General features: G+C 60.2%; 31 protein-coding genes and 1 pseudogene. 17 read left to right on the top strand and 15 right to left on the bottom strand.

The window, feature by feature from the left end; genetic code table 11:
* On the top strand, positions 1–1200 hold the full coding sequence (locus ACYQ47_RS29240) for an efflux RND transporter periplasmic adaptor subunit (protein WP_459908178.1): 1200 nt from the start codon (positions 1–3) through the stop codon (positions 1198–1200).
* Between the two features lie 23 nt (positions 1201–1223).
* Positions 1224–2717, top strand: coding sequence for an efflux transporter outer membrane subunit (locus ACYQ47_RS29235; protein ID WP_309963808.1), 1494 nt, complete (start codon positions 1224–1226; stop codon positions 2715–2717).
* 136 nt (positions 2718–2853) lie between these two features.
* Here the strand turns inward: ACYQ47_RS29235 and ACYQ47_RS29230 are convergent, their stop codons facing one another.
* From ACYQ47_RS29230 to ACYQ47_RS29220, 3 genes are all read right to left on the bottom strand, one after another.
* The gene (locus ACYQ47_RS29230) at positions 2854–3462 is read right to left on the bottom strand and encodes a class I SAM-dependent methyltransferase (RefSeq protein ID WP_244827844.1); all 609 of its coding nucleotides are present in this window, start codon (positions 3460–3462) and stop codon (positions 2854–2856) included.
* A gap of 287 nt (positions 3463–3749) precedes the next feature.
* Positions 3750–4370: a hypothetical protein gene (locus ACYQ47_RS29225; protein ID WP_409014939.1), complete on the bottom strand. Its 621-nt coding sequence runs from the start codon at positions 4368–4370 to the stop codon at positions 3750–3752.
* On the bottom strand, positions 4367–5761 hold the full coding sequence (locus ACYQ47_RS29220; protein WP_244827845.1) for a selenium-binding family protein: 1395 nt from the start codon (positions 5759–5761) through the stop codon (positions 4367–4369). The genes ACYQ47_RS29225 and ACYQ47_RS29220 overlap by 4 nt, the downstream gene beginning before the upstream one ends.
* A 317-nt stretch (positions 5762–6078) precedes the next feature.
* On the opposite strand from ACYQ47_RS29220, the gene ACYQ47_RS29215 reads away from it, so the two are divergent.
* Positions 6079–6237: a hypothetical protein gene (locus tag ACYQ47_RS29215; RefSeq protein WP_244827846.1), complete on the top strand. Its 159-nt coding sequence runs from the start codon at positions 6079–6081 to the stop codon at positions 6235–6237.
* Positions 6238–6319: 82 nt separating this feature from the next.
* Here the strand turns inward: ACYQ47_RS29215 and ACYQ47_RS29210 are convergent, their stop codons facing one another.
* The gene (locus ACYQ47_RS29210) at positions 6320–6640 is read right to left on the bottom strand and encodes a hypothetical protein (protein WP_250525786.1); all 321 of its coding nucleotides are present in this window, start codon (positions 6638–6640) and stop codon (positions 6320–6322) included.
* A gap of 122 nt (positions 6641–6762) precedes the next feature.
* Between ACYQ47_RS29210 and ACYQ47_RS29205 the strand changes: the two genes are divergently transcribed.
* Positions 6763–7674 carry a recombination-associated protein RdgC gene (locus ACYQ47_RS29205; protein ID WP_459908173.1) on the top strand — a complete coding sequence of 304 codons (912 nt, stop codon included), beginning with the start codon at positions 6763–6765 and terminating at the stop codon, positions 7672–7674.
* On the opposite strand, the gene ACYQ47_RS29200 is transcribed toward ACYQ47_RS29205, so the two are convergent.
* The 5 genes from ACYQ47_RS29200 to ACYQ47_RS29180 all read right to left on the bottom strand — a co-directional run bounded on the left by ACYQ47_RS29200 (position 7671) and on the right by ACYQ47_RS29180 (position 11741).
* On the bottom strand, positions 7671–8831 hold the full coding sequence (locus ACYQ47_RS29200; protein ID WP_250492420.1) for a GGDEF domain-containing protein: 1161 nt from the start codon (positions 8829–8831) through the stop codon (positions 7671–7673). The two genes, ACYQ47_RS29205 and ACYQ47_RS29200, sit on opposite strands and share 4 nt — an antisense overlap.
* A 19-nt stretch (positions 8832–8850) precedes the next feature.
* Complete coding sequence (locus tag ACYQ47_RS29195) at positions 8851–9561, bottom strand: hypothetical protein (RefSeq protein ID WP_459908171.1); 711 nt, start codon at positions 9559–9561, stop codon at positions 8851–8853.
* Positions 9562–10063: 502 nt separating this feature from the next.
* Positions 10064–10981 (bottom strand): YihY/virulence factor BrkB family protein, encoded by a 918-nt coding sequence (locus ACYQ47_RS29190; RefSeq protein WP_459908169.1) that lies wholly within the window; start codon positions 10979–10981, stop codon positions 10064–10066.
* Between the two features lie 79 nt (positions 10982–11060).
* Positions 11061–11231 carry a hypothetical protein gene (locus tag ACYQ47_RS29185; protein ID WP_250464626.1) on the bottom strand — a complete coding sequence of 57 codons (171 nt, stop codon included), beginning with the start codon at positions 11229–11231 and terminating at the stop codon, positions 11061–11063.
* Between the two features lie 171 nt (positions 11232–11402).
* A complete protein-coding gene (locus tag ACYQ47_RS29180; protein WP_459908166.1) occupies positions 11403–11741 on the bottom strand; it encodes a hypothetical protein in 339 nt (112 codons plus the stop codon).
* Positions 11742–12370: 629 nt separating this feature from the next.
* Between ACYQ47_RS29180 and tehA the strand changes: the two genes are divergently transcribed.
* Positions 12371–13360, top strand: coding sequence for a dicarboxylate transporter/tellurite-resistance protein TehA (tehA, locus tag ACYQ47_RS29175; RefSeq protein WP_459908164.1), 990 nt, complete (start codon positions 12371–12373; stop codon positions 13358–13360).
* 75 nt (positions 13361–13435) lie between these two features.
* On the opposite strand, the gene ACYQ47_RS29170 is transcribed toward tehA, so the two are convergent.
* Positions 13436–14374: a LysR family transcriptional regulator gene (locus ACYQ47_RS29170; RefSeq protein ID WP_459908162.1), complete on the bottom strand. Its 939-nt coding sequence runs from the start codon at positions 14372–14374 to the stop codon at positions 13436–13438.
* A gap of 197 nt (positions 14375–14571) precedes the next feature.
* Here ACYQ47_RS29170 and ACYQ47_RS29165 point away from each other — a divergent pair, with 197 nt between their 5' ends.
* The 3 genes from ACYQ47_RS29165 (at position 14572) to ACYQ47_RS29155 (ending at position 15829) form a co-directional block, all read left to right on the top strand.
* Positions 14572–14931, top strand: coding sequence for a hypothetical protein (locus ACYQ47_RS29165; RefSeq protein WP_459909366.1), 360 nt, complete (start codon positions 14572–14574; stop codon positions 14929–14931).
* 29 nt (positions 14932–14960) lie between these two features.
* Positions 14961–15206 carry a hypothetical protein gene (locus tag ACYQ47_RS29160; RefSeq protein WP_459908160.1) on the top strand — a complete coding sequence of 82 codons (246 nt, stop codon included), beginning with the start codon at positions 14961–14963 and terminating at the stop codon, positions 15204–15206.
* 89 nt (positions 15207–15295) lie between these two features.
* On the top strand, positions 15296–15829 hold the full coding sequence (locus tag ACYQ47_RS29155; RefSeq protein ID WP_459909364.1) for a cupin domain-containing protein: 534 nt from the start codon (positions 15296–15298) through the stop codon (positions 15827–15829).
* Between the two features lie 18 nt (positions 15830–15847).
* Here the strand turns inward: ACYQ47_RS29155 and ACYQ47_RS29150 are convergent, their stop codons facing one another.
* On the bottom strand, positions 15848–16789 hold the full coding sequence (locus ACYQ47_RS29150) for a DMT family transporter (protein WP_459908158.1): 942 nt from the start codon (positions 16787–16789) through the stop codon (positions 15848–15850).
* Between the two features lie 341 nt (positions 16790–17130).
* Here ACYQ47_RS29150 and ACYQ47_RS29145 point away from each other — a divergent pair, with 341 nt between their 5' ends.
* On the top strand, positions 17131–17616 hold the full coding sequence (locus ACYQ47_RS29145) for an ElaB/YgaM/YqjD family protein (RefSeq protein WP_459908156.1): 486 nt from the start codon (positions 17131–17133) through the stop codon (positions 17614–17616).
* A 76-nt stretch (positions 17617–17692) separates the two neighbouring features.
* Entirely contained in the window at positions 17693–18157 is a 465-nt protein-coding gene (locus tag ACYQ47_RS29140; protein WP_309842949.1) for a response regulator, read from the top strand.
* Positions 18158–18227: 70 nt separating this feature from the next.
* On the opposite strand, the gene ACYQ47_RS29135 is transcribed toward ACYQ47_RS29140, so the two are convergent.
* Positions 18228–18503, bottom strand: a complete 276-nt coding sequence (locus ACYQ47_RS29135) for a DUF1488 family protein (protein WP_244827860.1) — start codon at positions 18501–18503, stop codon at positions 18228–18230.
* Positions 18504–18706: 203 nt separating this feature from the next.
* Positions 18707–18934, bottom strand: coding sequence for an FmdB family zinc ribbon protein (locus ACYQ47_RS29130; protein WP_244828022.1), 228 nt, complete (start codon positions 18932–18934; stop codon positions 18707–18709).
* Positions 18935–19087: 153 nt separating this feature from the next.
* Between ACYQ47_RS29130 and ACYQ47_RS29125 the strand changes: the two genes are divergently transcribed.
* Positions 19088–19624, top strand: a complete 537-nt coding sequence (locus ACYQ47_RS29125) for a DUF4142 domain-containing protein (protein WP_250464641.1) — start codon at positions 19088–19090, stop codon at positions 19622–19624.
* Between the two features lie 49 nt (positions 19625–19673).
* Here the strand turns inward: ACYQ47_RS29125 and ACYQ47_RS29120 are convergent, their stop codons facing one another.
* Positions 19674–20372: a carbonic anhydrase gene (locus ACYQ47_RS29120; RefSeq protein WP_244827862.1), complete on the bottom strand. Its 699-nt coding sequence runs from the start codon at positions 20370–20372 to the stop codon at positions 19674–19676.
* Between the two features lie 223 nt (positions 20373–20595).
* On the opposite strand from ACYQ47_RS29120, the gene ACYQ47_RS29115 reads away from it, so the two are divergent.
* The 3 genes from ACYQ47_RS29115 to ACYQ47_RS29105 all read left to right on the top strand — a co-directional run bounded on the left by ACYQ47_RS29115 (position 20596) and on the right by ACYQ47_RS29105 (position 24172).
* Positions 20596–23184, top strand: a complete 2589-nt coding sequence (locus ACYQ47_RS29115) for a tetratricopeptide repeat protein (protein ID WP_459908152.1) — start codon at positions 20596–20598, stop codon at positions 23182–23184.
* Between the two features lie 112 nt (positions 23185–23296).
* A complete protein-coding gene (locus ACYQ47_RS29110; protein ID WP_459908150.1) occupies positions 23297–23590 on the top strand; it encodes a TFIIB-type zinc ribbon-containing protein in 294 nt (97 codons plus the stop codon).
* 63 nt (positions 23591–23653) lie between these two features.
* Complete coding sequence (locus ACYQ47_RS29105) at positions 23654–24172, top strand: CBS domain-containing protein (protein WP_459908148.1); 519 nt, start codon at positions 23654–23656, stop codon at positions 24170–24172.
* 8 nt (positions 24173–24180) lie between these two features.
* Here ACYQ47_RS29105 and ACYQ47_RS29100 read toward each other — a convergent pair whose 3' ends face one another.
* Positions 24181–25560, bottom strand: coding sequence for a glycosyltransferase family 9 protein (locus tag ACYQ47_RS29100; RefSeq protein ID WP_459908146.1), 1380 nt, complete (start codon positions 25558–25560; stop codon positions 24181–24183).
* Positions 25561–25863: 303 nt separating this feature from the next.
* On the opposite strand from ACYQ47_RS29100, the gene ACYQ47_RS29095 reads away from it, so the two are divergent.
* The 3 genes and pseudogenes from ACYQ47_RS29095 to ACYQ47_RS29085 all read left to right on the top strand — a co-directional run.
* Entirely contained in the window at positions 25864–26124 is a 261-nt protein-coding gene (locus ACYQ47_RS29095) for a hypothetical protein (RefSeq protein ID WP_459909442.1), read from the top strand.
* The gene (locus ACYQ47_RS29090) at positions 26121–26237 is read left to right on the top strand and encodes a hypothetical protein (RefSeq protein WP_459909362.1); all 117 of its coding nucleotides are present in this window, start codon (positions 26121–26123) and stop codon (positions 26235–26237) included. The genes ACYQ47_RS29095 and ACYQ47_RS29090 overlap by 4 nt, the downstream gene beginning before the upstream one ends.
* A pseudogene (locus ACYQ47_RS29085) lies at positions 26210–26671 on the top strand (bacteriophage T4 gp5 trimerisation domain-containing protein); the annotation flags it as partial. The gene ACYQ47_RS29090 and the pseudogene ACYQ47_RS29085, both read left to right, overlap by 28 nt.
* Positions 26672–26807: the final 136 nt, after the last annotated feature.

The raw sequence follows: 26807 nt of genomic DNA, 5'->3' as shown, positions 1-26807 counted from the left end.
ATGAACGAGCAGTCAAACGAACGATCGACACGCAAGCGCGGGCGCATGTGGCTCGTGATCGCGCTCGTGGTCGTCGTGTTGCTGGTGGCGCAGGGTATCTGGTCACGCCATTCCGCGCACGCGGAACTGGAACGCGATGCCGGCGAGCACAGCGTCCAGACCGTCGAAATCATCAAGCCGACGCGCATGAAGCCGACACAGGACCTCGTGCTCGCAGGCGATATCCGTGCCTTCTCCGATGCCCCGATTTTTGCGCGCACCAATGGCTATCTGAAACGCTGGACCGCGGATATCGGCACCAAGGTGCGCAAAGGACAGCTGCTTGCGGAGATCGATGCACCCGAGATCAATGATCAGCTGCGCCAGGCTCGCGCCGATGCGCAGACGGCGCGCGCCAATTATTTGTTGGCGAAGACCACCGCCGATCGTTGGGTGCAGATGGCGAAGAACAACTCGGTCTCGCGGCAGGAGACAGATGAAAAGACCGGCGACATGCTCGCCAAGGAAGCTGCGTTCAACGCCTCGCAGGCGAACGTGTCGCGACTGGAGCAGATGGTTTCGTTCCAGAAGATCTACGCGCCGTTCGATGGCGTCGTGACGGCCCGCAACACCGATGTCGGCCAGTTGATCGATGCGGGCAGCGCGGGGATCGGCCGCGAGCTCTTCCATATACAAGATGCCACTACGCTGCGCGTGTTCGTCGATGTGCCGCAAGCCTATGCGCGGCTCGTGACCCCCGGCTTGCCGGCGGAACTGATCCTCAACGAAGAGCGCAATCGCAAGTTCGAGGGCGTCACGGTGCGAACGGCGGGAGCGGTCGATCCGGTTGCACGCACCATGCGTGTCGAAGTCGGCGTGAAGAATCCGAGCGGGGAATTGCTGGCAGGCGCCTACGCGCAAGTGCGCTTTCGCCTCACCAACGCTAGCGCGTCGTACACGCTACCCGGCAATGCGCTGCTGTTTCGTCCGGATGGCGTGCATGCGGCGAGCGTCGATGCGAACAATCGCGTGAAGCTGCTGCCGATCACGCTTGGAACCGATTACGGCACGCGCGTTTCGATCGCAGCCGGATTGTCGGGCGATGAGCGTGTGATCGTGAATCCCCCGGATTCGATCATCGATGGAGCGGCGGTGCGTATCGGACGCGCGAACGCCACGCCTGGTGCGAGTCAACCGAAGCAGGGCGGCGAAGCATCATGAGCATGCTGCATGCAAAATGCCGAATGCCAAGTTTGGCGGCGGTGCTGGCGCTAATGTTAAGCGGATGCGCGGTCGGGCCGGATTACAGCAAGCCCGACGTGGCGATGCCCGTTGCATACAAAACGGCAGAACCCGCCGATGCGCCCGTTCATGCGGACACACTGCCGCAAAACTGGAAAGCCGCGCAGCCCGCCGATGCCACCCAACGCGCTCCCTGGTGGGAAATCTACGGCGACCCGCAATTGAACGCTCTGGAGGAACGCGTCGCGAGCGCGAACCAAACGGTGGCGGCGGCATCCGCGCGTTTTCGCGGCGCGCGAGCGGCCGTCGCGCAGGCGCGTTCGGCATACTTTCCGACTGTCACGGCGAATGCTGCATTCAATCAGTCGCGGGCGTCGTCGAACATAATGTACAAGTCGAGCGCGGGCGTGACAGTGCCGGACTATCTGGTCGATGCGCAAATCTCGTGGGAGCCCGACTTGTGGGGCCGCATTTCCCGCGCGGTCGAAGGCGGACGTGCGGGAGCGCAGGCAAGCGCAGCCGACTTGCAAAGTGCGATCCTGTCGATGCAGGCCGAGCTTGCAAGTAACTACTTCGAGTTGCGCGGCACGGTGGAGGAAGAGCGGCTTTTAAAGGAGACGCTGCAAGCCTACGACAAGGCGCTCGTGTTGACGCGTGACCGGTTTGCAGGCGGCATCGCGGCTGAGTCCGATGTTGCGCAGGCGGAGGAGCAGTTGCGCTCGACGCAGGCGCAGTTGATCGATCTCGAAACCGCGCGCGCGAGCCTCGTGAATGCAATCGCGATTCTCGTTGGCGAGCCGCCGTCGAGTTTCACGCTCGATGTCGAGCCGCTCGATGAAGGGCATGCGCCGCGCCCATCGGCGGCACTCGCTGCGCTGCCGCTTTCCGTGCCTTCCGCGTTGCTGGAGCGACGGCCCGATATCGCGGCGGCCGAGCGCCGCGTCGCTGAGGCCAACGCACGCGTCGGCGTGGCGACGGCCGCGTTCTTTCCGAATCTGCTGCTTGCCGCGACGGGTGGCCTCGAAGCCACCAATTTTAGTTCCTGGTTGATGGCGCCAAGCCGCTTCTGGTCGCTCGGGCCGCAACTCGCTTTCACCGCACTGGACTTCGGTGGCCGTGCCGCGGCACGCGATGCGGCACGCGCGACTTATGACGAGAGCGTCGCTGATTATCGTCAAACGGTGCTCACGGCTTTCGGGCAAGTGGAGGACAACCTCAACGCGCTGGAGGTTTTGCGCCGTGAGAGCGAAGCGCAACGCGACGCGGTCGATGCAGCGAAGCGCGCGTTATCGAAGGTTGGCAATCGCTACGAGAACGGCGCGATCACGTATCTGAACGTAGTGGTGACGCAGGCTATCGTGTTATCGGATCAACGCACTGAGGTGCGTATCGAGCGGCGGCGCATGGCGGCCAGCGTCGCGCTGATCAAGGCGCTCGGCGGCGGATGGACGACCGCCGCGTTACCAGATGCGGAAGAAGTATCGCGGCAAGAGTGAGAGCGCATTTTGCATTCAGTCTTTTGCATTCAGTCTTTTGCATGCCGAATGCAATTGCCTGGCAGAAGCGCTCGCCATGTGAAACGCCGGGCCGAATTCGTCGCGTTCCCGGCGTATCGCCCAGCAGTCGAATACCTCAACCTTGCGCTTTCGGCCTGCAGATCATGAAGTATTGCGAACTCAACCACCAAGGCATATGCGGCACCGGGCTCATATGCACGGCATCGATATCGAAGCCCACGCTTACGAGATCGCGCAACTCACGGAAGTCGAAACCCTTATGCGTGATGCGCGGATTGATCGGCCGGCTTACGGACATGCCGACCATCGACTTGAGCACTTCGGAAGGCGTGTATTCCGACTTGAAGGAACGACTGCGGAGCATCCAGTTCGATACCTTCGGCGCGATCGCGAGGCCGTACATGATCGGCACCGAGATCACGAGCGCGCCGCTCGGCTTGAGAATGCGCGCGGCGTCATCGAGCAGCATGGCCAGTTCGTTGTCGTAGAGATGTTCGCAGACTTCGAAGGCGGTCAGCACGTCGACGCTTTGCGGCGTCACGTTGTTCAGCGACTCCGCGTATTTGACTTCGGGAAAGGTGGGCGCCATGTACGGATCGTGACCGACGAGCGTCACGTCCGGGCGCGCTTCGCCGAGCGTGTGCAAAAAGAGTCCAGGGCCCGCACCGAAATCGACCACCGTGCCGCGTTTCGCACATAGTCCGGTCACCAAATCGATCGCCATGTTCATGCGCGTTCGATGTGCATAACGCGCTAGCGGATTGCCGGATTTGACGGTTTGTTCTTCGTATGAAATTTCGCGCATCGGTGTGCTCCCCCTCGTTCGACTAGGCCATTGTTCCTGGAATTTTCTGCGCCGCGTTCTTTTATTTTTATCGTTATGTCGGTTGATATTGCCGGGACTCACTGAGTCACGCAATCGACGACAGTAGGCCTTTAGCGCCTAACTTCTGCCGGCGTCCGCCACGTGCGTCGGCCCTTGAGGCCTGTCTTGCAGCAGCGGAATCCAGACTACACGAAGAGCCACGCGCCGCATGCGATGAGGGCCACACTCCAGAGCCAATCGACGTTGACCCACCCCGTGCGTAGAAACCCGAGCCCCACACGCTCATGCACCGTCACGGCCAGCAGGGAGATGACGGCAATGACGGCAAGCATCGACGCCGTGTGGATGGCGAGCGCGAGGGCGCCCGCTTCGAGCGCGCCGCCGGCAAGCTTGCCCGAGCACAGGGGCAAGAGCGCCGGCACGAGCATGAGGCCCGCGCCGTGTGCGCTCGACATTACGAACGACCACAACGCGAGGCCCGCGAGGCCCGTGCGCATGCCAACCGAAGGCCGTCCACGATGACCGCGCCACAGCCGCCATATGCCCCAGCCGATCAGCACCAGGCCTGCACCACGCGCGAGCATCTCATGTCCAAGCATGGTCCCGAGCGTAAGCGCGCCAACCAGCACGAGCCCTACCGATAACGCATGACCGAGCGCAATCGGCACGAGCGAGATCAGAACGACGCGCCTGCTATGCGCATAGAGTCCGAGCGCGACGGCAAAGAGCCAGCCCATTGCGGGATTGAGTCCATGAAAGGCGCCCAATCCCGCAGCCGTGAGCCATAACGCCGACGAGGAGGTCACGGATAGCAGAACGAATCCGACGAGCAATCGCCGCCTTGCAGCCTGATCTGATGCGGCCTGTGCCCCTTCGGCCAGTCGATGAAGAAGTTCTTGTCGGTGCTAAGGCCGCCGTTCGGATCGGCGTCGAGTTTCACCATCCAGCCGTCGATACCTTCGGGATAAAACTGCGCGTCCACCGCGCCATAAAGCGAATTGGTGAAGTAGACGCGCCGACCATCGCGACTGACTTCGACCATTTGCGGTCCGCCATTGAGTGCACCGTTTTTAGCGCCGGGATGAGTGGCGCGCGACACGATCCCACCGATGCGGACCTTACCTGTGAGCTTGGGCGAGAAGGGATCGGAGACGTCATACTGAAGCATGTCGCCCGTGCCCCAGCAGGACACGTAGAGGAAGCGATCATCCATCGAGAGATCGATGTCGGAGACGAGCGGCGGCACCGCGCCGAAGCCTTGAAGAAGCGGCGGCAGAACCGAGGCATCGGCAGGTTCCGCGGGAATGTCGATGATCTTCTTGACGGCCCACTTGTCCTTGTCGCGATACCAAGTCCATATCGACGAGGACAGATCCTTCAAGCTGATGACGCAATTCACGAAGCCGTACGCCTTGGTCGGATCGTGCGCGGGGCGCAGTTCGAACACGAGTTGATACTCGTCGCCAAAGTCGATTTCCTGAATATGCTTGCGCTTGGTGAAGTCCCAGAAATGCAGTTTTCTGCCGTATTTCGCGCCTAAAAGAAGTTCGGGTACGAGGCCGCTCTCGAAGGTATCGGGCGTGCCCCATTCGCTCGTCACCATCGTGTCGTAACCGAGATGCCACCAGCCATCGTAGGCAAGCTGTTGCGGGCCGCGGTCCACTTCCCATCGGCCTAGTGGATCGAAGCTCTGTTGATCGAGCATCAGCACGCCGCCGGGCGCTTTGCCTTCTGCATTGCCCAATGCCGTGACGTAGATGCCTCCCGGTCCGCAATGCACGGTATGCGGACGCGTATAGCCCGTTTTCTCGGCGAGTTCATCGGGCTCGATCGTACGCACGATCTTGAGTTGCTTTGGATCGGGCTTCGTATCGACGATATGAATGCGCGACGAGCGCAGCCCCGGCACCACGAGATAACGCCTTTCCATATGCGGGTGCGGCGCATTGGGGCAAAGACACGAAGAGCAGGCGTTCCAGCCGAAGTGATGCAGTTCGTCGCCGGTATCGGGCATGGCGAGTTCGCCGACGATCTTCGTATAGTCCGGCGAATCGGGATCGACATCGACGACCGCCAGCTTGTCGGGCGTATTGCGCTCGGGGTCGAATGTCGCGACATAGGCGAGTGTTTCTCGCGGAGCCTTGGCTGCAAGGCGAGGCGAAGGATAGAAGCTCGGGTCGGGTTTCCATGTTGCCATGTTGCACGTCTCCGGTTAGCGGTCCTTGAGCGGCTCTTCTAAAGCGTTCTTGCGACTCTCTTACGTCTCTTCAAGTCTCTTCATCATAGGACAAGCGTGCGCGACTCGTTCCGTCAAGCTTCGAAGTATTTGCGCAATACAAAGCAACGTGCGCTTAAGGATCGCTCGGTCGCTCCAAGCTTTACCTCAGGCTGGCTTGAAAAATTCCATCGGCATGCACTGCGCCGTGAAGTTCGTTTAAGCGCATGATGCCTGGAAGCGCCGCACGCTCTCAAGCTGTGCAAGCGTCGCCCCTTGTTCCGCTAAGGAGGTTGCTTATGACCGAACCGATGATCAGCCTGATGGTGGGCATTGTCGTGCTGCTATGCGCCGCGGTGATTCTCGTGATGCATCATCGTCATCCGCATATCAACGTCCCCAAGGCACGATGGCTCGATACACATCCGCCGCGCGACTGGATGCGTCACAGACATTAAAGCTCGAAGTGTTTTAAGCACATGCGGCGCCGGCTGATTACCGGCGCTTTTTATTGCCTTGGCCTGGCTGCTATGAATCGCTTTAGCGTCTTGGCCCTTTCATCACTTCGGCTTCCATGGCGGCGTGCCATTCCTCGTTGTGCTCTATCGGCTCCATGTCTTCGTCGATGAACGCCGATGCACGCTCGGCCACGGAGCGCGTTTCCTCTTCATCGTCGATGTCGGCGGTATCGTCGTCATCGCCAGGAGGGTCGAGCATGTCCTTGATCATTGCGTTGAGTTCGGGTGTATCCCACGGCTCGTTCCGCTGCTTTTTCTTCTTGATGTAATGCCGCACTTCGGCGTCCTGCTCGGTGGTCAACGGCAGCCCGCGGAAGGTGCCTTGCGCGTCCAGGTTATCCATGATCGGTGCTCCTATTGCTGAGGCATTCAAGCGTTTTTGAGCCGTTCTAGTGTAACGCGCTTCGACCTCGTGCCACGTCGTATAAAATGGCGCGCTTTTCCCGAACGCATCGATACCTCGCCATGTGGTTCAAAAACCTCCAGCTTCACCGTCTGCCCGCACCGTGGAACATCACCCCTGAAAAGCTGCAGCAGTGGCTCGCGCCACTTGGCTTCAGTGCTGCATCGAGCGTCGAGAACGAACGGCGCGGCTGGGTTTCGCCGCACGGCGACGACTCGCTCGTCTATGCCGTCAACCGACAGATGCTCATTACGTATCGCGCCGAGAAGAAGCTCTTGCCCGCTTCGGTCGTGACGCAGTTCACTAAGGAACGCGCGCTCGAAGTGGAAGAACAGCAGGGCTTCAAACCCGGCCGCAAGCAGATGCGCGAGCTCAAGGAGCAGATCACCGACGAACTCTTGCCGCGCGCGTTCAGCATCCGGCGCGATACGCGCGTGTGGATCGACCCTGTAAATGGCTGGCTTGCAATCGACGCTGCGTCGGCGACGCTATGCGACGACATCATCGGTCTGCTCGTCAAGTCGGTGACCGATCTTCCGTTGATGAGTGTGCGCGTGGCACGGTCGCCCGTTTCCGCGATGACCGAGTGGCTCCTAACAGGCGAAGCGCCCGCGGGCTTTACGCTTGACCGCGATACCGAGCTGCGTTCTGCTGGCGAGGGCAATGCAACGGTCCGCTACGTGGGTCACGCGCTGGAAGCGGAAGACATGCGCCGTCATATCGAAGCGGGCAAGCAGTGCATGCGGCTTGCCATGACGTGGAACGACCGCGTTTCTTACGTCTTGACGCCATCGCTTACGTTGAAGCGGGTCAGCGCGCTCGACGTCATCAAGGAGACCGCCGATCCCACCGCGACCAACGACGATGAACGCTTCGAATCCGACTTCATGCTGATGACAGGCGAACTCGCGCGCATGCTCGGCGACCTGACCGATGCGCTCGGTGGCGAGGAAGACCTTCGTGCAGCGGCCTAGATAGAAGCGGAAGCAGATGCAGCGGGTGCGAGAGAGGCGAAGGCGTAGTTGTTCTTGCCGTTACGCTTGACTGTGTACATGGTGTCGTCGGCGACCGCGACGAGGCGCCAGTAGTCGCTCACCCGGTCCGGGTAGCTCGCGATGCCGATACTTGCTCGCACCAGCGAAAGACGCATCTGCATGTCGGTTTCGGTCACGCAATCGATGATCCGTTGCGCGATCGCGGCCAGCTCCTTGTCCCCGGAAAACTCGCGCACGAGCACGGCGAACTCGTCGCCGCCGATACGCGCGACGACGTCGCCACTACGCACGGTCTGGCGAAAGCGTCGCGATATCGCAATCAGGAACTCGTCGCCGATACGGTGACCGTGCGTATCGTTGACGCGCTTGAAGCCGTCGAGATCGATATACAACACGGCGATGCGTGCCGGTTCGGCGCCGTTCGCAAGGCGCGCGGCCGACTCCTCCAGTGACGCGAACAGCTTGCGTCGATTGGGCAGGCCCGTCATCGCGTCGTGCAGTGAAGCGTGTTCGAACTCATGCGACATGCCGACCAATTGTCGATTGCGTTTTGCATACATTCCGATCGCCGTGATCAACACGCCGAACACGATCGCCGATAACGCGATGAGCGTATGCGACACGCTCACGATGCGCTCGCGCAGATCGGCGCTGGCGCGGTCGCGCTCGGTGCGCCAGTAGGCGTAGACGGAATCGAGCGCGCTGCTGGCCGCGCGAAAATCGGCAGCAGGCGAGAGGACGTCAGCGGGCATTGGCGGCGCGGGCACCGGGCTCGAACCGATGAGCGCGTGCAGGCTTCCGAGCCGCGCGGCAAACTCGATGCGCGCCTGGCGGTACGCAATGTGGTGCTGTGCATCGCTCGCCGGCGTGCCCAGCAGCACCACCGAGGCGCTACGCGCGGCATCGGCACGCTCGACTGCTTCGAGCACGAGCCCGATGTATTCCTGATGTAATTGCACCGAAAAAATGGTGCGGACCTGAACCGCAAGAAAAAGCAGGCCGATGAGCAGCAGCGACAACGCCACGGCTGCAAGCGGAGCTGGCCCGCGAATGCCCGCACGCCGGGCGAGCGCCTGAACGGTATTCAAAATGCGATGCGGCAGCGGCCGATCCACGGCGTCTTCATCCGCGGGCATCGGTGGCGCTGCCGATGCTTCACGGACGGGAATATTCCTCTCGCTGACCGGCTGTTGCATTGCGTCGATAACTCACTCGATGGAAGAACGCGCCCACGCGCGCGAAGAGGCCGGTGTCCGTTCTGGCGCGCGCCGCGCGACGGCGTGCAGCCTGAGTCTGCCCGGCGCTCGCTTGGGCCGAAGCCGCACGGTTTCCGCGCGCCGAGGCAGTTTGCGACGGAGGTCGCGTTGCGGCCACCGCGCTCGGACGTTGCACGGTCGGCGCCGCTTGCGTTGGAGCGGCGGCGATGGCGGCGGCATCCACTGTGTCCGCGCCATAGACGGCGGGTGCAGTCGTGCTCATGGACGCATCGCGAACGGAGACAGGCGCCGCTTCCACTGTGCCAACGGCTTGCGTCTGCGTTTGCATCCGTGCAGGCACCTGAGCCGCGACGAAAGTCGGTTGATCGACACCTAACGTCTGGCGTGCGCTGGACATCGCTTCAGCATAGACGCGTTGATCGTGCGAGAACCACATGCTGTAGGCGATGGTTCCCAGCACGCCGACGGCCAACGCGCCCGCCGACGCGCTCCACAAGGCGAGACGCCCAAAGCGCAATGGTGCGCGCTGCGCCACGGGCTCATCCTCCAAATCGAGCGGCGGTGTTTCCATGGCAATGACAGTGGGATCATTCGCGGGTCGTGCGTGACCCGCGATGCTCTGCTGGGGTAGTTCAGCGTGGTGAGGCATGACAGCGCTCTCCGGAACGTGATCGTCGGGCGGTGTCCAACTAGCGTTACACAACACGCTCGACACCGCCGTATAACAGTGGAATGGCGCGCACGCGATATGAAGGCCCGCGGGCGCACCCATTCAAACGAATGGCCCAACTGATGATGAGTACAGCCTTGAAGATCGATGGCTATGCAGCGACAGCCGACTGATCCTTCTCGCCGCAATGAAGCATGCCGAACGCCCGCGTTACTTGGCGCTCAACGATGGATGCAATTCAGTTTGCTTTGCACGATGCCCGCGTAAGGAGGGCTGGCGCCGCATTTTATAGGCGAAGTGCTTGGAGCGGCACCGTGCCATCGACATTTACAAGACGTGTCGCTCGCATTTGAATACTACCGTAGCAGAGTTCACGCCCGCGCATCGAAATGGGGAATTTAGCGCTATTTGTCGGACGAGACGGTCAAACTTATGTGCGATAGCGCACATAAAATGCAATCGGACCATCAGGCGAATAGGTTCAGCCCGTGCCGGTGTGAAACGGTTGCGGCTCGGTGGCCTGAGGCAGGCCGAAACGCTCGAACTCGGAGATTACTTGCGCACCGAAGAGCAACAACGTGGCGAGTGCCTCCAGACTAAACAGCACGACAATCGACGTCGTCAGCGATCCGTACACCACGCTTACCTGCGAAAGCGTCGCGAAGTACCAGACAAGCACGTGGCGCGTGATTTCCCAAAGAATGGCAGCGGTCACGCTGCCTATCAACGCGAGCCGCAGTGACGGACGTCCCACCGGCATCACGAGATAGATCGATGTCAGCACGAAAACCTCGCCCGCGAAGCCGAGCAAATACAGCAAAAGGCGCGACACGCCCTTGAGCGATATTTCGATGCCGAGGAAATAGAGGCTGTTCGTGCCCATCGCCTGGAGCCCGTTCGACACGAAAGTCACGATCAGCATGCCGACGCCCAAGAAAAGGATGTAGCAGTACGGTAGCAAGGCGGACAGGAGAAAGTGCCGACGGCGGACCGCCACGCGATGCACGAAGATCACCGACATCGCGTTCTCGAGCACGGTGAAGGCGAGCGAACTGAAAAAGATCATCGTGATGAGAAGAAGCCAACCGATGACCGCCCGATGCGCCAAAAAATTCGCGAGTTCACGCACGACTGCGCGTGCCTGTCCCGGCACGAGCCATTCGAGTAAATGGGAGAGCGTGTCGAGCAGTTCCTTCTGTCCGATGAATTTCGACAGCACGATCACGATGAGGATCAGAAGCGGCACGATCGACAAAAGCGCGTAATAGGCCACCGCGCCCGCGAGCAGCATGCCCTGATTGGCGCGAAATGCCTTGATCGTGCGCATGACGAAGCCGAACGGATGACGTGCGACGTTCGCTACGTGCGGGCCCAGTATCGGGCCGAGTATCTTCGACATGGAGCCTCCGCGGCGCGTGGCCCACGGCGCCATGTCGTTCTGAAAAGCAAGTAATGCTCCCGTCCGTGAATACTCTTGCTCAGCCGGGACGGCGCGCCTCGCTACGGGCGGCCGCTTGCTGCGCGGCTTCTTCGAAGGCGAGGTCGAGCAGTGTATCCACGTCCTGGGCGGGCAAGTCGGCGGCATCCACGTTGCGCAGACGGCAAAAAAGGGCAAGCGCCTCGGCGGCTGCGGCGAAGGCGTTGTTCATATCGCGGGAGTGTAGGCGTTTCTTTCTCATGCACCGCATAACGGCATGCGCGTCGCGGGACTTTAGCGTGTGGTGAGCGTGTCGTTGCTTGTCGGTGCAATGATGCGCGCGGCGTTAGGCGACACGGGCGTGGTGGACATCGACCTCGCGCCGTCGATGAATCTGCTCGGCTCAACGCAGCCACTTGCGCACGTCCTGCTCCCAGTCGGGCTGTCCGCAGTTCGGCGGGTTTTCCGGGCCCAGAACGGTGATGTAGCCTTTGCTCTTCATACAGGATTCGTAAGCGCGCACCTGTGTGCAGCGGTCCGCGCCTGCCTGTCGCGACTGCGTCTTGCAGGCGTTCATCGAGTTGTCCATGCCGCTGAAGTCGGCGGGACCGTCGTTGTCGGAAGCGGGTGGGTTGGCGCTCGCGGAGAATTCGACCGGGCCGGTCTGTGCGCAAGCCAAAAGGAATAGGGCGGTCGCGATTGAAAGCGCTCGGAACGGCAGACCCAGCGGGAAAGTTCTCATCTTCTCGATTCTCCAGGCGTTATCGATGTTTTGCGTGGTTGTTGTCGTGCACGTTCGAGGTGACATGGCCCGGTGCGCTGGCGTGCTTGATGGCTGTGGCGCAAAACGGGCAAAGTTGCCGGCGACGCTGGGCATTTTGTGTTTTGCATGCGGTGCACCTAATGCCAAGGGTGCTATTCGCAGTGCCGTTTGGGATGATGCCGTCGTGACTATTATCCGCGCGGAGGTTACTGCGTGTCCCGGATCGTGACGTGATGGCTTTCTGCGTTTGACACGCGGCGGACTTGGCGCCCGCCTGTTTTGCCGCAGTCCCTCCCTGGTGGGATGACGTCGGATGCATTGTTCCTGTGTGTAGAGCGAATCGTGCTTTGCGCTTGGCATTTTGCATGTGGTGCTTTGCATGCCATCCGCATCATTCACCATTCGCCATCCCTGCGCCAGGCACTGTATGCAAATCCCCGGTCCAGAGAAAGCCCATTTTCGCCGATACCTCTTGTCTTTGAGACGATCGAGTAGTCAATCGAGACGCTGCGACATTCGCGCAACGGCCTGACGGACCTAAGCTTTCTCCATCGACGGACACAAGAGCGCAGCACGCGTTCTTACCCGCGCATTCACGGAGAAGGGCAATGGACACCAATGATCGTATGAACAAGCGTCAACCGATGCCGGTCGCTTTTTTCGGCATTGCGGTGGGCCTTCTGGCCTTGGCGGGCGCATGGCGAGCGGCGGCGCATGTCTGGGCGATTCCGGCCGTCGTGCCGCCGCTCTTGACCGCGGGCGCGCTGTCGGTTTGGCTCGCTTTGATGATCGCGTATGCACGCAAGTGGCTTGTCGAGCGCGACGCGGCCATCGCCGAGATGGCGCATCCCGTGCAGTCGTCGTTCGCCGCGCTCGCGCCTGTATCGACGTTGCTCGCGGCGCAAGCGGTGCAGAACTATTCGCGGGAGTTGACGATCGCGTTGTTCGTCGCGGGTGTGGTGAGTCAGCTCGGCCTCGGCGCTTATCTTCATGGACGCTTCTGGCAAGGCGGCCGGAAGCCCGAACTGACGACGCCGGCCATCTATCTGCCAACCGTCGCGCCGAGTTTCGTCGCGGGAACGGCGGCAGCGAGTCTGGGTTGGACGCAGATCGGCGCGTTGTTCTTCGGGGCGGGTGTGTTCTCGTGGCTCGCGATCGAATCGATCGTGCTGCATCGCGCGGCTGTACACGATCCGCTGCCCGACGCGTTGCGTCCCACGCTCGGCATCCAGCTCGCGCCGCCGGTGGTGGGAGGCGTGTCGTATCTCGCGATTACGCATGGCGTGCCGGATCTCTTCGCTTACATGCTGCTCGGCTACGGTCTGTATCAGGCAATGATGCTCACGCGGCTCCTGCCGTGGATTCGTCAGCAATCGTTCACGCCTTCGTACTGGGCGTTCAGCTTCGGCGTGGCAGCGTTGCCGACGATGGCAATCCGCATGCTGGAACGCGGCGCAGCAGGCCCGTTGCTTTGGCTGGCTCCGGCATCTTTCATCGTGGCGAACGTGGTATTTGCGAGTCTCATCGTCGGGACCGCGCTGGCCCTGTTCAAGGGCAAGCTTTTTCCGATAGTGGCGACGCACGTCAAGACAGTTTGAGACGATGAGCCTGCGAGGTGCAGGCTCGTTCAGCACGAACATGCAACTAATGGTCGGCTTTTTGAACATCCACATTCAACTGTCGACGTCGTACCGTTCTCCAAAACTAGCTTCCAGTTTGGCCTCGACGTAATCACGCAGAAACGCTACCCAAGTCTTGATCTTCGCATCGAGGTATTGGCGCGAAGCGTACATCGCATACACCGTCATCTTTTGCAGTTCCCAGTCCGGCAGCACGCGCACCAGCGCGCCATTCGAAAGCGAGGGCAGGGCAGACAACATCGGCAAAGGCGCGATACCCAAACCGTTGGCCACCGCGACGGCGAGTGCATCGGCGGAATTCACGCGAAGGCGGCCAGGCGGAAGTTCGACATCGACTTTTCCTTGCGCGCCTTCGAACGTCCATCGATCCACCGGAAAGAATGTCGTGACGAGTTGAAGGCACGCATGCTTCGAAAGATCTTCCACGGTCATCGGCATGCCGGCCCGCCGCAAATAGTTCGGCGATGCGCACAGCACGCTCGGCATCGTGCAAATACGCGTGGAGACGAGCGCGGAGTCGGGCAGCGTCGAACTCGTGACCTGCAGGAAGACGTCGTAGCCTTCGTCGAGCATGTCGGGCACCTGCTGCGACAAGGTCAACTCGACCCGCACGAGCGGATGCTCTTCCAAATACTGAGAAAGCGCCGGTACGACATAGTGATGACCGAAGGTGATCGGCGCGTGCATGCGCAACACGCCGCTTGGCGACACTTGCGCGTCGCTGGCTTCCGCTTCAGAGAGGTCGACCAGCGAGATCACTTCCTTGCAGCGCGCCAGATAGCGATTCCCAGCGTCGGTCAATGCGACGCGGCGCGTCGTGCGATTCAAAAGACGCGTGCGCAGGTGCGACTCGAGTTCGGTGATCGCGCGCGACGCTTGCGCGGTCGTAATGTCCATGTGCTGCGCGGCGACGGTAAAGCTTGCCGCCTCGGCTACCCGGACAAAGATTCGCATGCTGCGCAAGAGGTCCATTGGCCGGCATCCTTTTTATCGAGCCGGAAATATCCCATGCACGATACGAGCGCGCAACCCGCTGACGGGTTCAACAGGGCACTGCAAGCTTCATTTCAGTGTTCACATCTGTTACAGCGCTTGTAACTCAAGCCTGCAAAGGCGTCGCTAACATGGATTCATGGCTGCGATGCGCGGTCGCTTCGGACGAGGAAAACATGAACGTGAAGAGTCTCATCGGACTGGGTATCGCGTCTTGTGCGGGGCTTGCTTGTGGATCGGCGCTGGCGGGTGTGAGCGTCGGCGTCAATCTGGGTGTACCGGTGGCGGTCTATGCGCCGCCTCCGCCCGTATATGTGGCGCCCGCCGCGCCGGTTTATGCCGCGCCGCCTCCGCCGCCTCCAGTCGTGTATCAATCGCCGCCCGTGGTCGCTTATCAACCGGCGCCCGTCGTCGTCGCGCCTGGGCCTGCTGTCATCGTCGGATGGCATGGCGACCGGTATTGGGACGGCTATCGGTACTGGAACCGGCGTGACTGGTACGCGCATCACGGTGGATATGGGTATCGCCGCTGGTAGACGGGGACGAACGGGGAGTCGCATCGATCATGAAAAACATTAATCGACAACACGGTAAGCGAGGTGCGGTTCGAACGCTCGCGACTGCAACTGCGCTAGTCATCGCGGCGGGGCTTGGCGGCTGCATCTATGCGCCGCCTTACGGCTATGCGCCTGCGCCCGCTTACGGCTATGCACCGGCGTATGGCTATGCCTACGGCCCTGGTTATTACGCGGCGCCGGCGGTTTCAGTGGGGATCGGCGTGGGCGGTTATGGGCATTGGCACGGGCATTGATGCGTGATGGTTGTGAGGGCGGCAGGAGACGCCATGACTTCGTTGGAACACACGTTGCTCCTCCGTCGTCAGACCCGGAGGATCACGTCATGTCCCATGAAACCAAAACCTCACTTTCCGCCAACGCGCGCTGCGAATCTTTCATGCTGGCGCCAAACGGCTGGGTACCGAATAACACGCGCTTGCCGGTTCTCTTCTGGCGTAATGCAATCGACTCGCGCGAGTTTGACATAGCCGGCTGTTTCGAATCTCTCTTTCAACAAAATGGCTGGCCGCCGCAATGGCGCGACGGGGTCTTCGACTATCACCACTTTCACTCTACCGCGCACGAAGCGCTCGGCGTGATCTCGGGCGAGGCGGAATTGATCATCGGCGGGCCGAAAGGCCGAGTCATCGCGATCCGCGCAGGCGATGCCATCGTTCTTCCCGCCGGCACCGGGCACTGTCTTTTGACGAGTGGTCGTCGCTTTCAAGTGGTGGGCGCCTATCCGCCGGGACAGCAGTGGGACATCCGCCGCGAAGGCATCAGCAAGGCGGAACGACAAGCGATGGAAGCGTTGCCGTTTCCCCATGACGATCCCGTGGCCGGCGAAGATGGCCCGCTCGTCCATCTCTGGCGGTAAAGCCACGCGTTCCTGGCGTCACTGCTTCGCCGCGGCTGCGCGTCGTGCGCGCGGCCACGCAACGCGCTTGACCACGCCCGTTGCAAGCCCTGTCCCGATCAGCACGATTCCGCACGCCACCGCCATCCCGACCGATACACGTTCCGCGAGAAACAGCGCGCCCCACAGAATTCCGAAGATTGGAATGACGAAGGTCACGGTAATCGCGCGAGCGGGCCCGGCCACGGCGATCAAATGGAAGAACAGCATGTAAGCGACGCCTGTGCATGCCACGCCCAATCCGAGCACCGCGCCCCACGCGTGCGTCGACACGCTCGCTGTCGGCCACCAGAACAGCGCAAACGGCAGCAGGACGAGCGTCGCGGCGCTCATGGTGCCTGTCGCGACGATCAACGAATCGACACCCATGAGATGCCGCTTAGTGTAACTGGCGGCGATCCCATAGAACAATGTCGCGCCCAGTGCGGCCAGGGCGGCGAGCGCAGTGGCGAGCGGTGCAACGGGCGCGGCGCCGGCATCGTGGACGAACATCTGATCCCAAACCAGCGCGAGCACGCCCGCAAAGCCGATGGCGAGTCCCGCAATGCGTAGCTTGCTCAGGCGATCGTCGAGCCAGATGTAGGCGACGAGCGCGCCCCACAGCGGCGTGGTCGCGTTGATGACGGAAGTGACGCCAGCCGACAGCGTCAACTCCGCATAGGCGAAAAGGCAAAACGGCGCGGCCGAGTTGAGGATGCCGACCATCAGAAGCGGCCATGCGCGCTCGCGCATCGCGGTGAGTGCCTGACGCATGCGGCCGCGAAGCACGAGCACCGCAAACAAAAACACTGCGCCGATGCCGACGCGCAAGGCCATCAACGGCGCCACGCCGAAATCCGTTACGCCGATACGAATGAAAAGGAACGAACCGCCCCACAGCGCGGCAAGGATGAACAACTGGACCAAATTGACGGGATTCATGGCGGGCTTCGCAAGAGGAGGGAAGAGCGAAGCCATGGTATCGGCGCTTGTTGGGCGGATGCTTCCGCGCGGCGTGAAACGAATCATGCAGCATCAAGCCCGCATTACCGATAAACGCTTCGTTCTTGTTCGCCGAATCGTAGGCTGGCCGTGTGGGCGTCGCAAACGAGCAATTCTCACGGATATGTGAGCCAGATTGCGATTGATTCGATATCGCGTGGCGCCATATCGTCAGGAGCGAGTTGCCGCGGCGCCCATTCGGTGCGACTCTTGCGTAAGGGTGACATGGGCGTCATGACAGGCTTGATGACTTGGTGGGACGACGTAAAAAGGAGAGCGCCATGGACAATGCAAACGGCAACAAGAAGGGAGTTGCGGCATCGGGCGAATTGCTGCCACTTCGGCAAAGGCGCGTGCACGGCGCACTCGGGTCCGCGCTCACGCCCGGTCTCGCACAGCATCAGGGCGTGATTCCACTCTCGCCCGGCGCGCCGCACAAACCGGCGCACGCGGCGCATCCGTCGCATCCGTCGCATCCGTCGCATCCGTCGCGGCACGTGCATGGCAGCGTGCTGGAAGGCGGCGACAGTCCGGCCGTGCTCGCTCAGCCCGCAGCAGTCACGGCGCAGCATCTAGGTAGCCGGTTTCATCCGCAGGCGGCCAAGAACAAGTTCATCGAGCATGGGCGGCGCGCAAAGGACGCCGTTGCGATGCGCTATCGCGATGTTACCGAAGGCGCCGACGACTACGTGCACTACAACCCGTGGAAGTCGATTGCACTAGCGGCAATTGGTGGACTGATCGTCGGCTTGCTAGCCGCCCGCTGAGCTTTTGTCGAAGTGCGGGCCTCGTCCTTGCTAAATCACGTAAATGGCGCGGTGCTTATCATTGCGTCATTCCCACATGAACCGACGACCCTTCAACACGCGCCCCGGGCGCAGCGAAATATGGAATCAGCGTACCGCCGTGGAAAGCGATCCACGACGCGTAATGTTCGTGCATTCCGAGTCCGATGTTGGCGAGTCTTTCGCGATGATGCTCGCCATGCGTGGCTTCGATGCCGTGCAGATCGCGGATGCGCAAAGCGCGCTTCATTTCGCTCACATGTGGCGGCCGCAGGTATTGTTCATCGATACACGCGTGAACGAGGCGCACGAGGTGCTGGCAAAGCACGACCATGCACTTGTACGCGCGTTGCGCGAATGTGGCAGGGAGGCATCGCTGGATCAGATGTTGATTGCGTTCGCGGCCGAGGAGAGCAGCGACCCACGCGACGTGTTGTTGAGCGCCGGCTATGACGGATTCTTCAGAATGCCGTGCCCCGTGTGGCGTCTTTTCGATGCGGTGACGCGTTTTTACGTGCACTGATAAGTGCATCGAGCGTCGATTCGTTCACCGAGGCGGCGCCGCCGCCCCGATGCAACGCGTACGCGTTTTGCTATTGCTTCGTACTGTTCCTGAAGTCGCCGGTTTCGAGTTCCACGGACTGGCCGTGATTGCGTTCGAGCGCTCGCCGCGCTGAATCTTCGATTTCGACGCGTCCGCCTTCGAACGCGCTGAGGATGGCATGGGAAGAGGTGCCGGTATTGCCGAAGTGATCGTTGAGCGCATCGAGAGAGACGCTGCACCAGACTTCACGTCCATCTACATTGGCTTCGAACGCAACTCGCGCTGCCGCCACGACGTGACGCCGCCCACTGAACTCTATCGTCATCCTTATTACCTCCGGTTGTTCGTTTGAGGCACGTGGACCGCAATGCTCGTGATCCACGCTTCAGGTCGCGCAACGGCAATGACGCTGATACTCGACTCAAGCTGCACAACTACGCGCCTGTCCCGTGCATCATACGCCGCCCGCCACGGGTTCGTGCTTCTGCAATGGCCGTGCCCGAACGCATGTGGACACGCGTGCAACGATCAGCCACAACACGCACAACCGCCGCGATGGCGCATGCCGTAGCTCCCCGAATCTTCGCTCGCGTTGGCGCCGCCGTTACCGCCGCGTCCAAGCGATGGCGCGCCGATGGTGACGCGCGCGCTGGTTTCACCGCAGCGTGGACAGGCTGCGGGTTCATCGCGTTCGGCGATACGGCGATTTGCTTCGAAAGTGCCGCAGTCGGCGCATTCGTAATCGTAGACAGGCATGGCTTCTATCGGGCAGAAGATGGAATGAACGACCAGTTTATCAAGTTCGAGCAAGCGACATTCCGCTTCACGCATTCTCGAATCTGCCAGAAAAACATTGAGTGGCACCTGCATTGCTGACAGCAGGTAGCACCAATCGCCACAGGAGGCCACATGAAACGCAATATCGTTATGATCGTCACCGCGCTTGCAGCAGCCGCGCCAATCGCGAGCTTTGCACAGACCGAAGCTGCCAGCACCACGCTTGCCAACGACCTTACGCAACCGGACAAGGATTTCGTGCAGGGCGCGTCGTCTTCGGGATCCACGGAAATCGATGCCGCCAAGCTTGCTCAGACGCACTCGCAGGACAAAGACGTGAAGAGCTTCGCGCGTCATATGATCGTCGACCATACCAAGCTGACCGTGCAGTTGAAAATGGCGGCGCCCAAAGGCGTGACCGTGCCCAAGGACAACTCGGATACTTCCGCGATCGATTCGCTAAAGGCACTGCACGGCAAGGCATTCGATACCGCATATATCCAGAAAGTTGGCGTGCAGGGTCACCAAGAGGCAGTGGCGCTATTCCAGAAGGAAGCAGACGGCGGCCAGAACGCGAAGCTGAAGGAAGCGGCGCAAAAGGCGTTGCCGACGATCCAGGATCACTTGAAGATGGCGCAGGATCTCGCGTCGAAGAAGGGCGTGCAGTAATCGTTCGTTGCGGCGTCAGCCCTATTGACGCCGCCATCCCCATGTTTTTTCAACGCGCCTGTTCGCGTAGCAGGCGCAAGCGCGCTTCGGCAATCGACTGGAAGCCGCCCCCGTGTTCGTCGAAGATCGATACCTTTCCCTGCCCGATGTCGTATACCCAACCCTGCACTTGAAGCTGGCCAAGCGCGAGCCGTCCCGCGACTGCCGGATGCGTACGCAAATGCGTAAGTTGAAGGCGGATGTTTTCTTCGACCATCGCCTGAACCATGCGCTCGTGTTCCAGCTTTCGCGCCCGTACCACACTGCGCGCCGCTTCTGCGTTGCGTAACCACGCGTGCACCGTAGGCATTTCATCGGCGATGGTTGCGCCCGAGGCGAGGCCCTTCATCGCGCCGCAGTCGGAATGGCCGCAGATCACGATCTGCCGCACGTTCAATGCGAGCACCGCGTATTCGACTACCGCCGACACGCCGCCGAGCATCTCCCCATAAGCCGGCACGATATTGCCGATGTTGCGGCACACGAAGAGCTCGCCGGGCCGCGTCTGCGTGATCATCTCGGGCGACACACGCGAGTCCGCGCACGTGATGAAAAGCGTGTGCGGTGCTTGCCGTCGCGCAAGACTCTTGAAAAGCGCTTCGCTATCGGGGAAGACGAAGTGGCTGAAATCGTCCGCGCCTTGAAGCAGATAGAGGAGGTCGGGCGTGTCGGAGCCGTTGCGTTCTTCACTCATCGATTTATCGGACATGGGCGCCTCGGGTTCTGGACAATGCGCGGCGTTGGTTCGCGCTCAGGCGAGAGCTTGCGGGGTTTTGAGATAGATCGCAAGTCGAAGGAGCGAAGGGCGGTGCCCAGGAGAGGGCGTGAGTGGGGGAATCGCTTTGCAGGCGAGGACGTTTCTTTATAGTTATTGACGAATTCGGACCGGTGGTTTGTTATCTTTGGGTCCGTTTTCTTTTGCGTGCCCGAGCATGTCCGCCAAATCCGATTCATACGGCGCAGCAGCGGCGTTTTACGCCAGCGAGCGGTTCGTTGAAGCGCTTGAAGCGCTGGAATATCAAATAAATCAGCCGTATGCGGATATCGAAGCGCTGAATCTCGCCGCGGTGTGTTGCTATCGGCTGAATCGACTCGACGAGGCCGAATCGCATTGGCGTCGTGCGGTAGCGCAAGATCCTCAATACGCCGGCGGTTATGCCAACCTCGGTAATTTGCTGATGCTGCGAGGCAGATTGGAAGATGCGGAAACTGTCTATCGCGAGGCGATTGCCATTCGTCCTGATTTCGCGGAGGCTCATTACAATTTCGGTAATCTGCTCGTCAAAAAGGGACGTCTTGTGGAGGCAGAGGCCGCGCTTCGTCAGGCGTGCGCCGCGCGCGCCGATTTTGCGGACGCACATTTCAATCTCGCGAATCTTTTGAAGAGTCAAAGTCGATTGGCTGAGGCTGAAATTGCCTTTCAACGCGCAATTGCTGCTAGAGGAAATTACGCGGACGCATTCAACAATCTGGGTAATTTATTGCGTGAATCAGGACGCCTCGTGGAAGCGGAGGCGGCTTTGCGGCAAGCCGTGGCGTGTCGCCCTGATTTTGCTGAAGCAAATTTTAATCTCGCTCAGGTTTTGAACGATCTGAAAGACTTTGCGCAAGCTGAGGCGTTTTACCGGCGCGCCGTCGAACTCCGACGAGACTACTCGGAGGCACACGTCGGTCTCGGCGCGGTTTTACATAAGCTGCAACGCGTGCGAGAAGCGCAAGCGGTATTTCTCGCGGCATTGTCGGTTTGTCCGGACGACACGAATGCGCTTATGGGGCTGGCCAATGCCTACCACGCACTCGATTCGTTGGAGGATGCGGAACGCATATATCGTCGAGTTCTCATTCTGGAGCCGGATAACATACAGGCAAGAACCACACTCGGTTATATGCTTCAAAAGCTGGAGCGCCTTTGCGATGCCGAGACTGAATACCGCAAGGCGTTGATTCTGGCGCCCGATGCTGCCGATATCCACTACAACCTCGGCATACTTTATGGTCATCAAGATCGCCTGAACGACGCTGAACGGACATATCGCCGGGCCATAGAATGCTGTTCGGATCACGTCGAAGCGCATAACAATCTTGGCCGGATTTTGCAAAGCCTCGGTCGCCTTGAAGAGGCTGAATCAATCCTGCGCCGGTCGATTGCAATCCGAGACGATATTCCCGAGGCTCATAATAACCTCGCCGGCGTACTCAAGGATATGGGCGCAATGGAAGAGGCAATCCAAAGCTTCCGTCGCGCCGTCTATTGCGGACCGAACGATGAATGTGTGCATCGAAATCTCAACTACGCGCTGACCTATCACGCAGAAACGCCACGCGAAATTCTCGAAGAATGTTTGCGCTTTGCCGCGCGACACGAAGCGCCGCTGCTTCGCCATGACATCGTCCATACCAACAATCGCGATTCTGAGCGACGGCTCAAAATTGGCTACGTCGCGCCAGACTTCGACGGACACTGCCAGGCCATGTTCACCGCGCCGGTCTTCGCGCAACACGATCACGCGGCGTACCACATCTTTTGTTATTCCAGCGTTGAAACGCCCGACGCGATAACACACCTGATCCGTCCGATGGCCGATACCTGGCGCGACGTTCACGCGCTCGACGACGAGCAATTGGCGCAACTCGTTCGCGACGATGGCATCGACGTATTGGTCGATCTGACGATGCACATGTCGCGCGGCCGTCCATTATTGTTCGCACGCCGACCGGCGCCTGTGCAAGTGCAATGGCTCGCGTATCCGGGCACGACGGGCAGCAGCGCCATCCGCTATCGCCTGACCGACCCGTGGATCGATCCGCGCGACACGGCCGATCTCGCGGATCGTTATAGCGAAGAAACCGTGTGGTTGCCCGAGACGTTCTGGTGTTTCGATCCGCGCGTCACGTCGCCGAATGCACCGGACGTGAATGCATTGCCAGCGTGGCGCAACGGTCATATTACATTCGGATGCCTGAATAATCCGTGCAAGGCGTCCGAGCGCACGTTGCGCATGTGGGCGGCAATACTCGCCGCCGTGCCCAATGCGCGCTTCATTCTGCTAGCCGGTCCGGGCCCGCGCGAACGTTTCAGTGAGCGTCTCGGCGCGTTGGGCGTCGATCTGTCGCGCGTTCGGTACGTGGGATATCAGTCGCGCGTCGATTATCTGCGGACCTATCAATCAATCGATATCGGCCTCGACACCTATCCGTACAACGGCCACACGACGAGCCTCGACGCCTTGTGGATGGGCGTGCCCGTGCCATCGCGCGCGGGCGACACGTCGGTCAGCCGAGCGGGTCTGAGCCTGCTGATGAATCTCGGCATCGGCGAACTCGTGGTTCATGACGACGCGGCGTACGTCGATGTCGTGACTCGCCTCGCCAACGATCTGCCGCGTTTGACCGAGTTGCGCTCGACGCTGCGCGCAAGGCTCGAACGCTCGCCGATGATGGATGCACCGCGCTTCACGCGCAATCTGGAAGCGGCGTATCGGCAGATGTGGCGCGCATGGTGCGCTTCGCCAGGCGCTTGAAAAAGAGCGTCGCTTCGGTTTTTACGAACCGACACCTCTGAAAATTCACGTTTTTCAATGTCGAATGCTGCGATAGTCTTGAATCATCGTAAGCAAAAAGAAAGGATTCGACATGAAATGCCCCGTGTGTCCCGCGACGGATCTCCTGATGACCTCGCGCGAGAGCATTGAAATCGATTATTGCCCGTCATGTCGCGGCGTGTGGCTCGATCGCGGCGAGCTCGACCGGCTCATTCAGCGCGACGAACAGGTCTCGCCGCAGCAAACGGCAGGGCGCGAAGCGTGGCGCGACAAGGACGACGATCGCGACCATCGCGTGCGACCGCGCTATGACGACTCGCACTCGAACTATGGACATTCACGCAAGAAGAAGTCGTTTCTTGGCGATCTGTTCGACTTCGGCTGAACCCGTCTTTCCCACTTTTCAGGCAATCCGACCCAACCGCGCGCTGCGCGAAGGAGATCAAGCATGGCAACGGTAAAGCAAGTACTCAAGGCCAAGAACGATGACACGGTGCATACCATCGACGTCGAAGCGAGCGTGTTCGATGCGGTCGTGCTGATGTCGAAGGCCGGCGTTGGTGCCGTCGTGGTCACGGTGGGAGGGCGCGCGGACGGCACGGTGTGCGGGATCGTCACCGAGCGCGACTACGCGCGCAAAGTCATCTTGCAGGACAAGGCATCACGCAATACGACCGTGTGCGAAATCATGAGTGCGCCCGTGTTATCAGTGAGCCTGCGCACGAGCACCGACGAATGCATGGCGCTCATGACCACGCGCCATGTCCGTCATTTGCCGGTGATCGAATGCGGCCGGCTGATGGGGATCGTTTCCATCGGCGACATGGTGCGGCAGTTGATCGATGAGCAGCAGTTCGCGATCGAGCAGCTGGAAACGTACGTTCGCGGAACCAGCGAAGAAATGCCCGCTTGCGCGCTTACCCGGCGCAGTCCAGTGCCGCAGACGTTGGCGCTGCGCTTCGCTTGATGCGCAAATCAGCGCGCATCCGCATTCAACAGACGCCCCAGGTTATCCGCCAAGCCGCGCCATCCGCCCAACTCGGTCGCACGTACGAGCCGCGTGGCCGGATACCACTTCGTTACCGTCGGATCGCGTTCGTACCGCCATTCAGCGACCTGATTGAGCAGCAAATAATTGCGTTTGCCGAGCGCGCCCGCGATGTGCGCCAGGCTGCCATCGTTGCCGGCGAACGCATCGAGCCGGTCGAGCAGGGCGATGGATTGCGCGAAAGTCGTGTTGGAATCGAGCGTCGTGAAACGGTTGAGATTGCGTGAACGCGGGTCGTCCAGCCAACGCTTGCGCTCGAAGCCGCGCTGCATGATGACCCAGTAGATGTCGCCGGAGTGGTCGAACAGCGCGTCGAGATCGGGCAAACACAGGCTCCGATGACCAAAATTGTCTGGCGATTCGGACGACGACCAGAAGATGCCTACGCAGCGCCTGCCGCGCGCGCGATGCCAGATCGTGTCGAGAATGGCGTCGGCAGCATCCGGCTCTGCGGGCTCGATATAGCGCCCCAACGGCATATGGCCGAGCGCTGGGAAGAGGGACGTGAAGAGCGCGAAGGGATCGGTCCACATGTCGCCTTCCGCCGATGCGCGTGTGAAGCCGGCCGCGCGCATCGCGGCAGCAAGCGCCTCGTGTTCGGATTCGGGTATGACGAGCCTGAACCGGCTGTCTTCATACTCGACTTTCACTCCCATGACTTCCAGCGCGCCTAGATAGCGCACCCATTGAATAAGATCCCCGTAACCGGATGCAATCGACTTGACGGTAATACGCGCGGGCAATTCACGCTGGCCGCTCCAGTATCCGTCGAGATTTAAATGCGGAAAGAGCACGCGCCGCGCTTCTGGCGACGACCACCATCGATGCATCGCCGCAACCCCGTGTTCGATGCCTTGCAGCCGCATCTGGCTGCGTGCCTGGTGATGACCGAGCACGTAGACTGAATGCTCGTCGACGCCATCCGCGCTCAAATCGAGCACGCGTTGATCCTCGCCGAGATAGTGCCAGCCGTAGACGCGCCACAAAAACGCGCCGATGGCCGGCGTCGTCGGCTTCTTTCCGAAGTAATCGATGGCGGTGAGCGCCGTTTCCTTCAGTCCCAAGTGGGAGCAGGCATCGGCGAGACAGTGAATCTGGTAGCCGAAGACATCCGACTCGCGCGTCAGGTAAAAGCAAATGTCGAGCGCCTTGTCGAATTGCTGCGCGCGCAAATGCGTTACCGCGCGCCAATGCCAATAATCGGCGCTATTGCTGTCGGTCGCGCGGCGTGCATCGAGAAACTCGAAGCATTCGTCGATGTCGCCGGCATATAGTTTCGGCGGAAGGTCCTGGTAGTTTTCGATCATGCGATGACTCTTATCGTTTGACGCGGACGCGCTCAATTGGCGTAACGGGGTAGTCTGGCACTTCGATGTCACTGTGTTTCGAAATTTCGATTAATCTTTGAGAAAGATGACAATTTTTGAATTAATCGGTGACGAACGGCTATTAAGTATAGGTGGATGTTGCATGCAAAAAACACGGCATCTCTATATAGTTTTGCCGGTGAATGGTGCTACTTCTAAGTCTTACCAAGTAATTGGCAACGGATTCAGCGTTGGCGCATTGTGTGATCATGGCGGCGAAGGGAGACTCGATGGATGGCCAGGATGCACGACGCTGCCCGCCAGCGGGTGCGAGCCGCTCCGTATGTTGTCGGGCTTGACGCCATCCGCGTAGCGCCTAAAAAACACGCAGAATCTCATCGCTACGAGATTGACTTGTCAACTGCGACCTTCGACAGCGCACAACAGAATGGCTGCGAATGCGGATTCTGCGTCATCAACGCGAAGCAGCCCTTCACTCCGGGCTGCGTGGCGCATAAACATTTTGTGCAAGGTCCGAAAATCAATTCCGCTTCGACGACATGAAAGGCGGCGAGCAGGTACTTCTGAATGCGGAGCGCAATCGGGATATTGCAGTCGAGACTCACCGGGACGGGCACGACACGAAGATTATCGGAACGACGAAACCACCGTCGTGAAGCACAACCGGACCGAGTCGGTTGGCCATGACGAAACGATCACCATCGGTATTGATCGTAGCGAGCGGGGGAACAACAACGAGAAGATTCCCATCGGCGCGAACCGGACCGATGCCGTGGGCGAGATGAAGTCATCACCGTTGACGCCAAGCGCACAATTCTCCTCAAGCCATGGAGACCGCGACCGGGCTCTTGCAACGCACACGGGGGGCATCGATGAAGCCGTTTGGGTGGACGCGACGCGGAGAGGTGACCATCGGCGCGTTTCAGGCGGTGCCGATGGTGCTTACGAAAGCGTGAAAGTCGGCGCGAAACAGACGATCGAAATGCAAGGAGATATTAACTGCGATCAAGTTATTTTCATTTCTAGCAGTAATCTATCTTTTGAAAATGCCCTATGGCAATTACGTAATTCAGCTTTTCCCGTATTTTGATCGAGTGCAAAGGACGTGAAATTACAGCTTCAATACTTCACCTCACGTGATAGGCTGCCAATCATTGATCTTTCCGCTTGTAACGGAGCAGGTAAAGTTTAGCGCGATTGGTTTTCCAACGACGAAAGAGATTATT

The sequence above is a fragment of the Caballeronia sp. HLA56 genome (genome assembly GCF_054655155.1).
The sequence above is the reverse complement of the archived record's forward strand: the minus strand, read 5'-3'. Positions and strand labels throughout refer to the sequence as shown.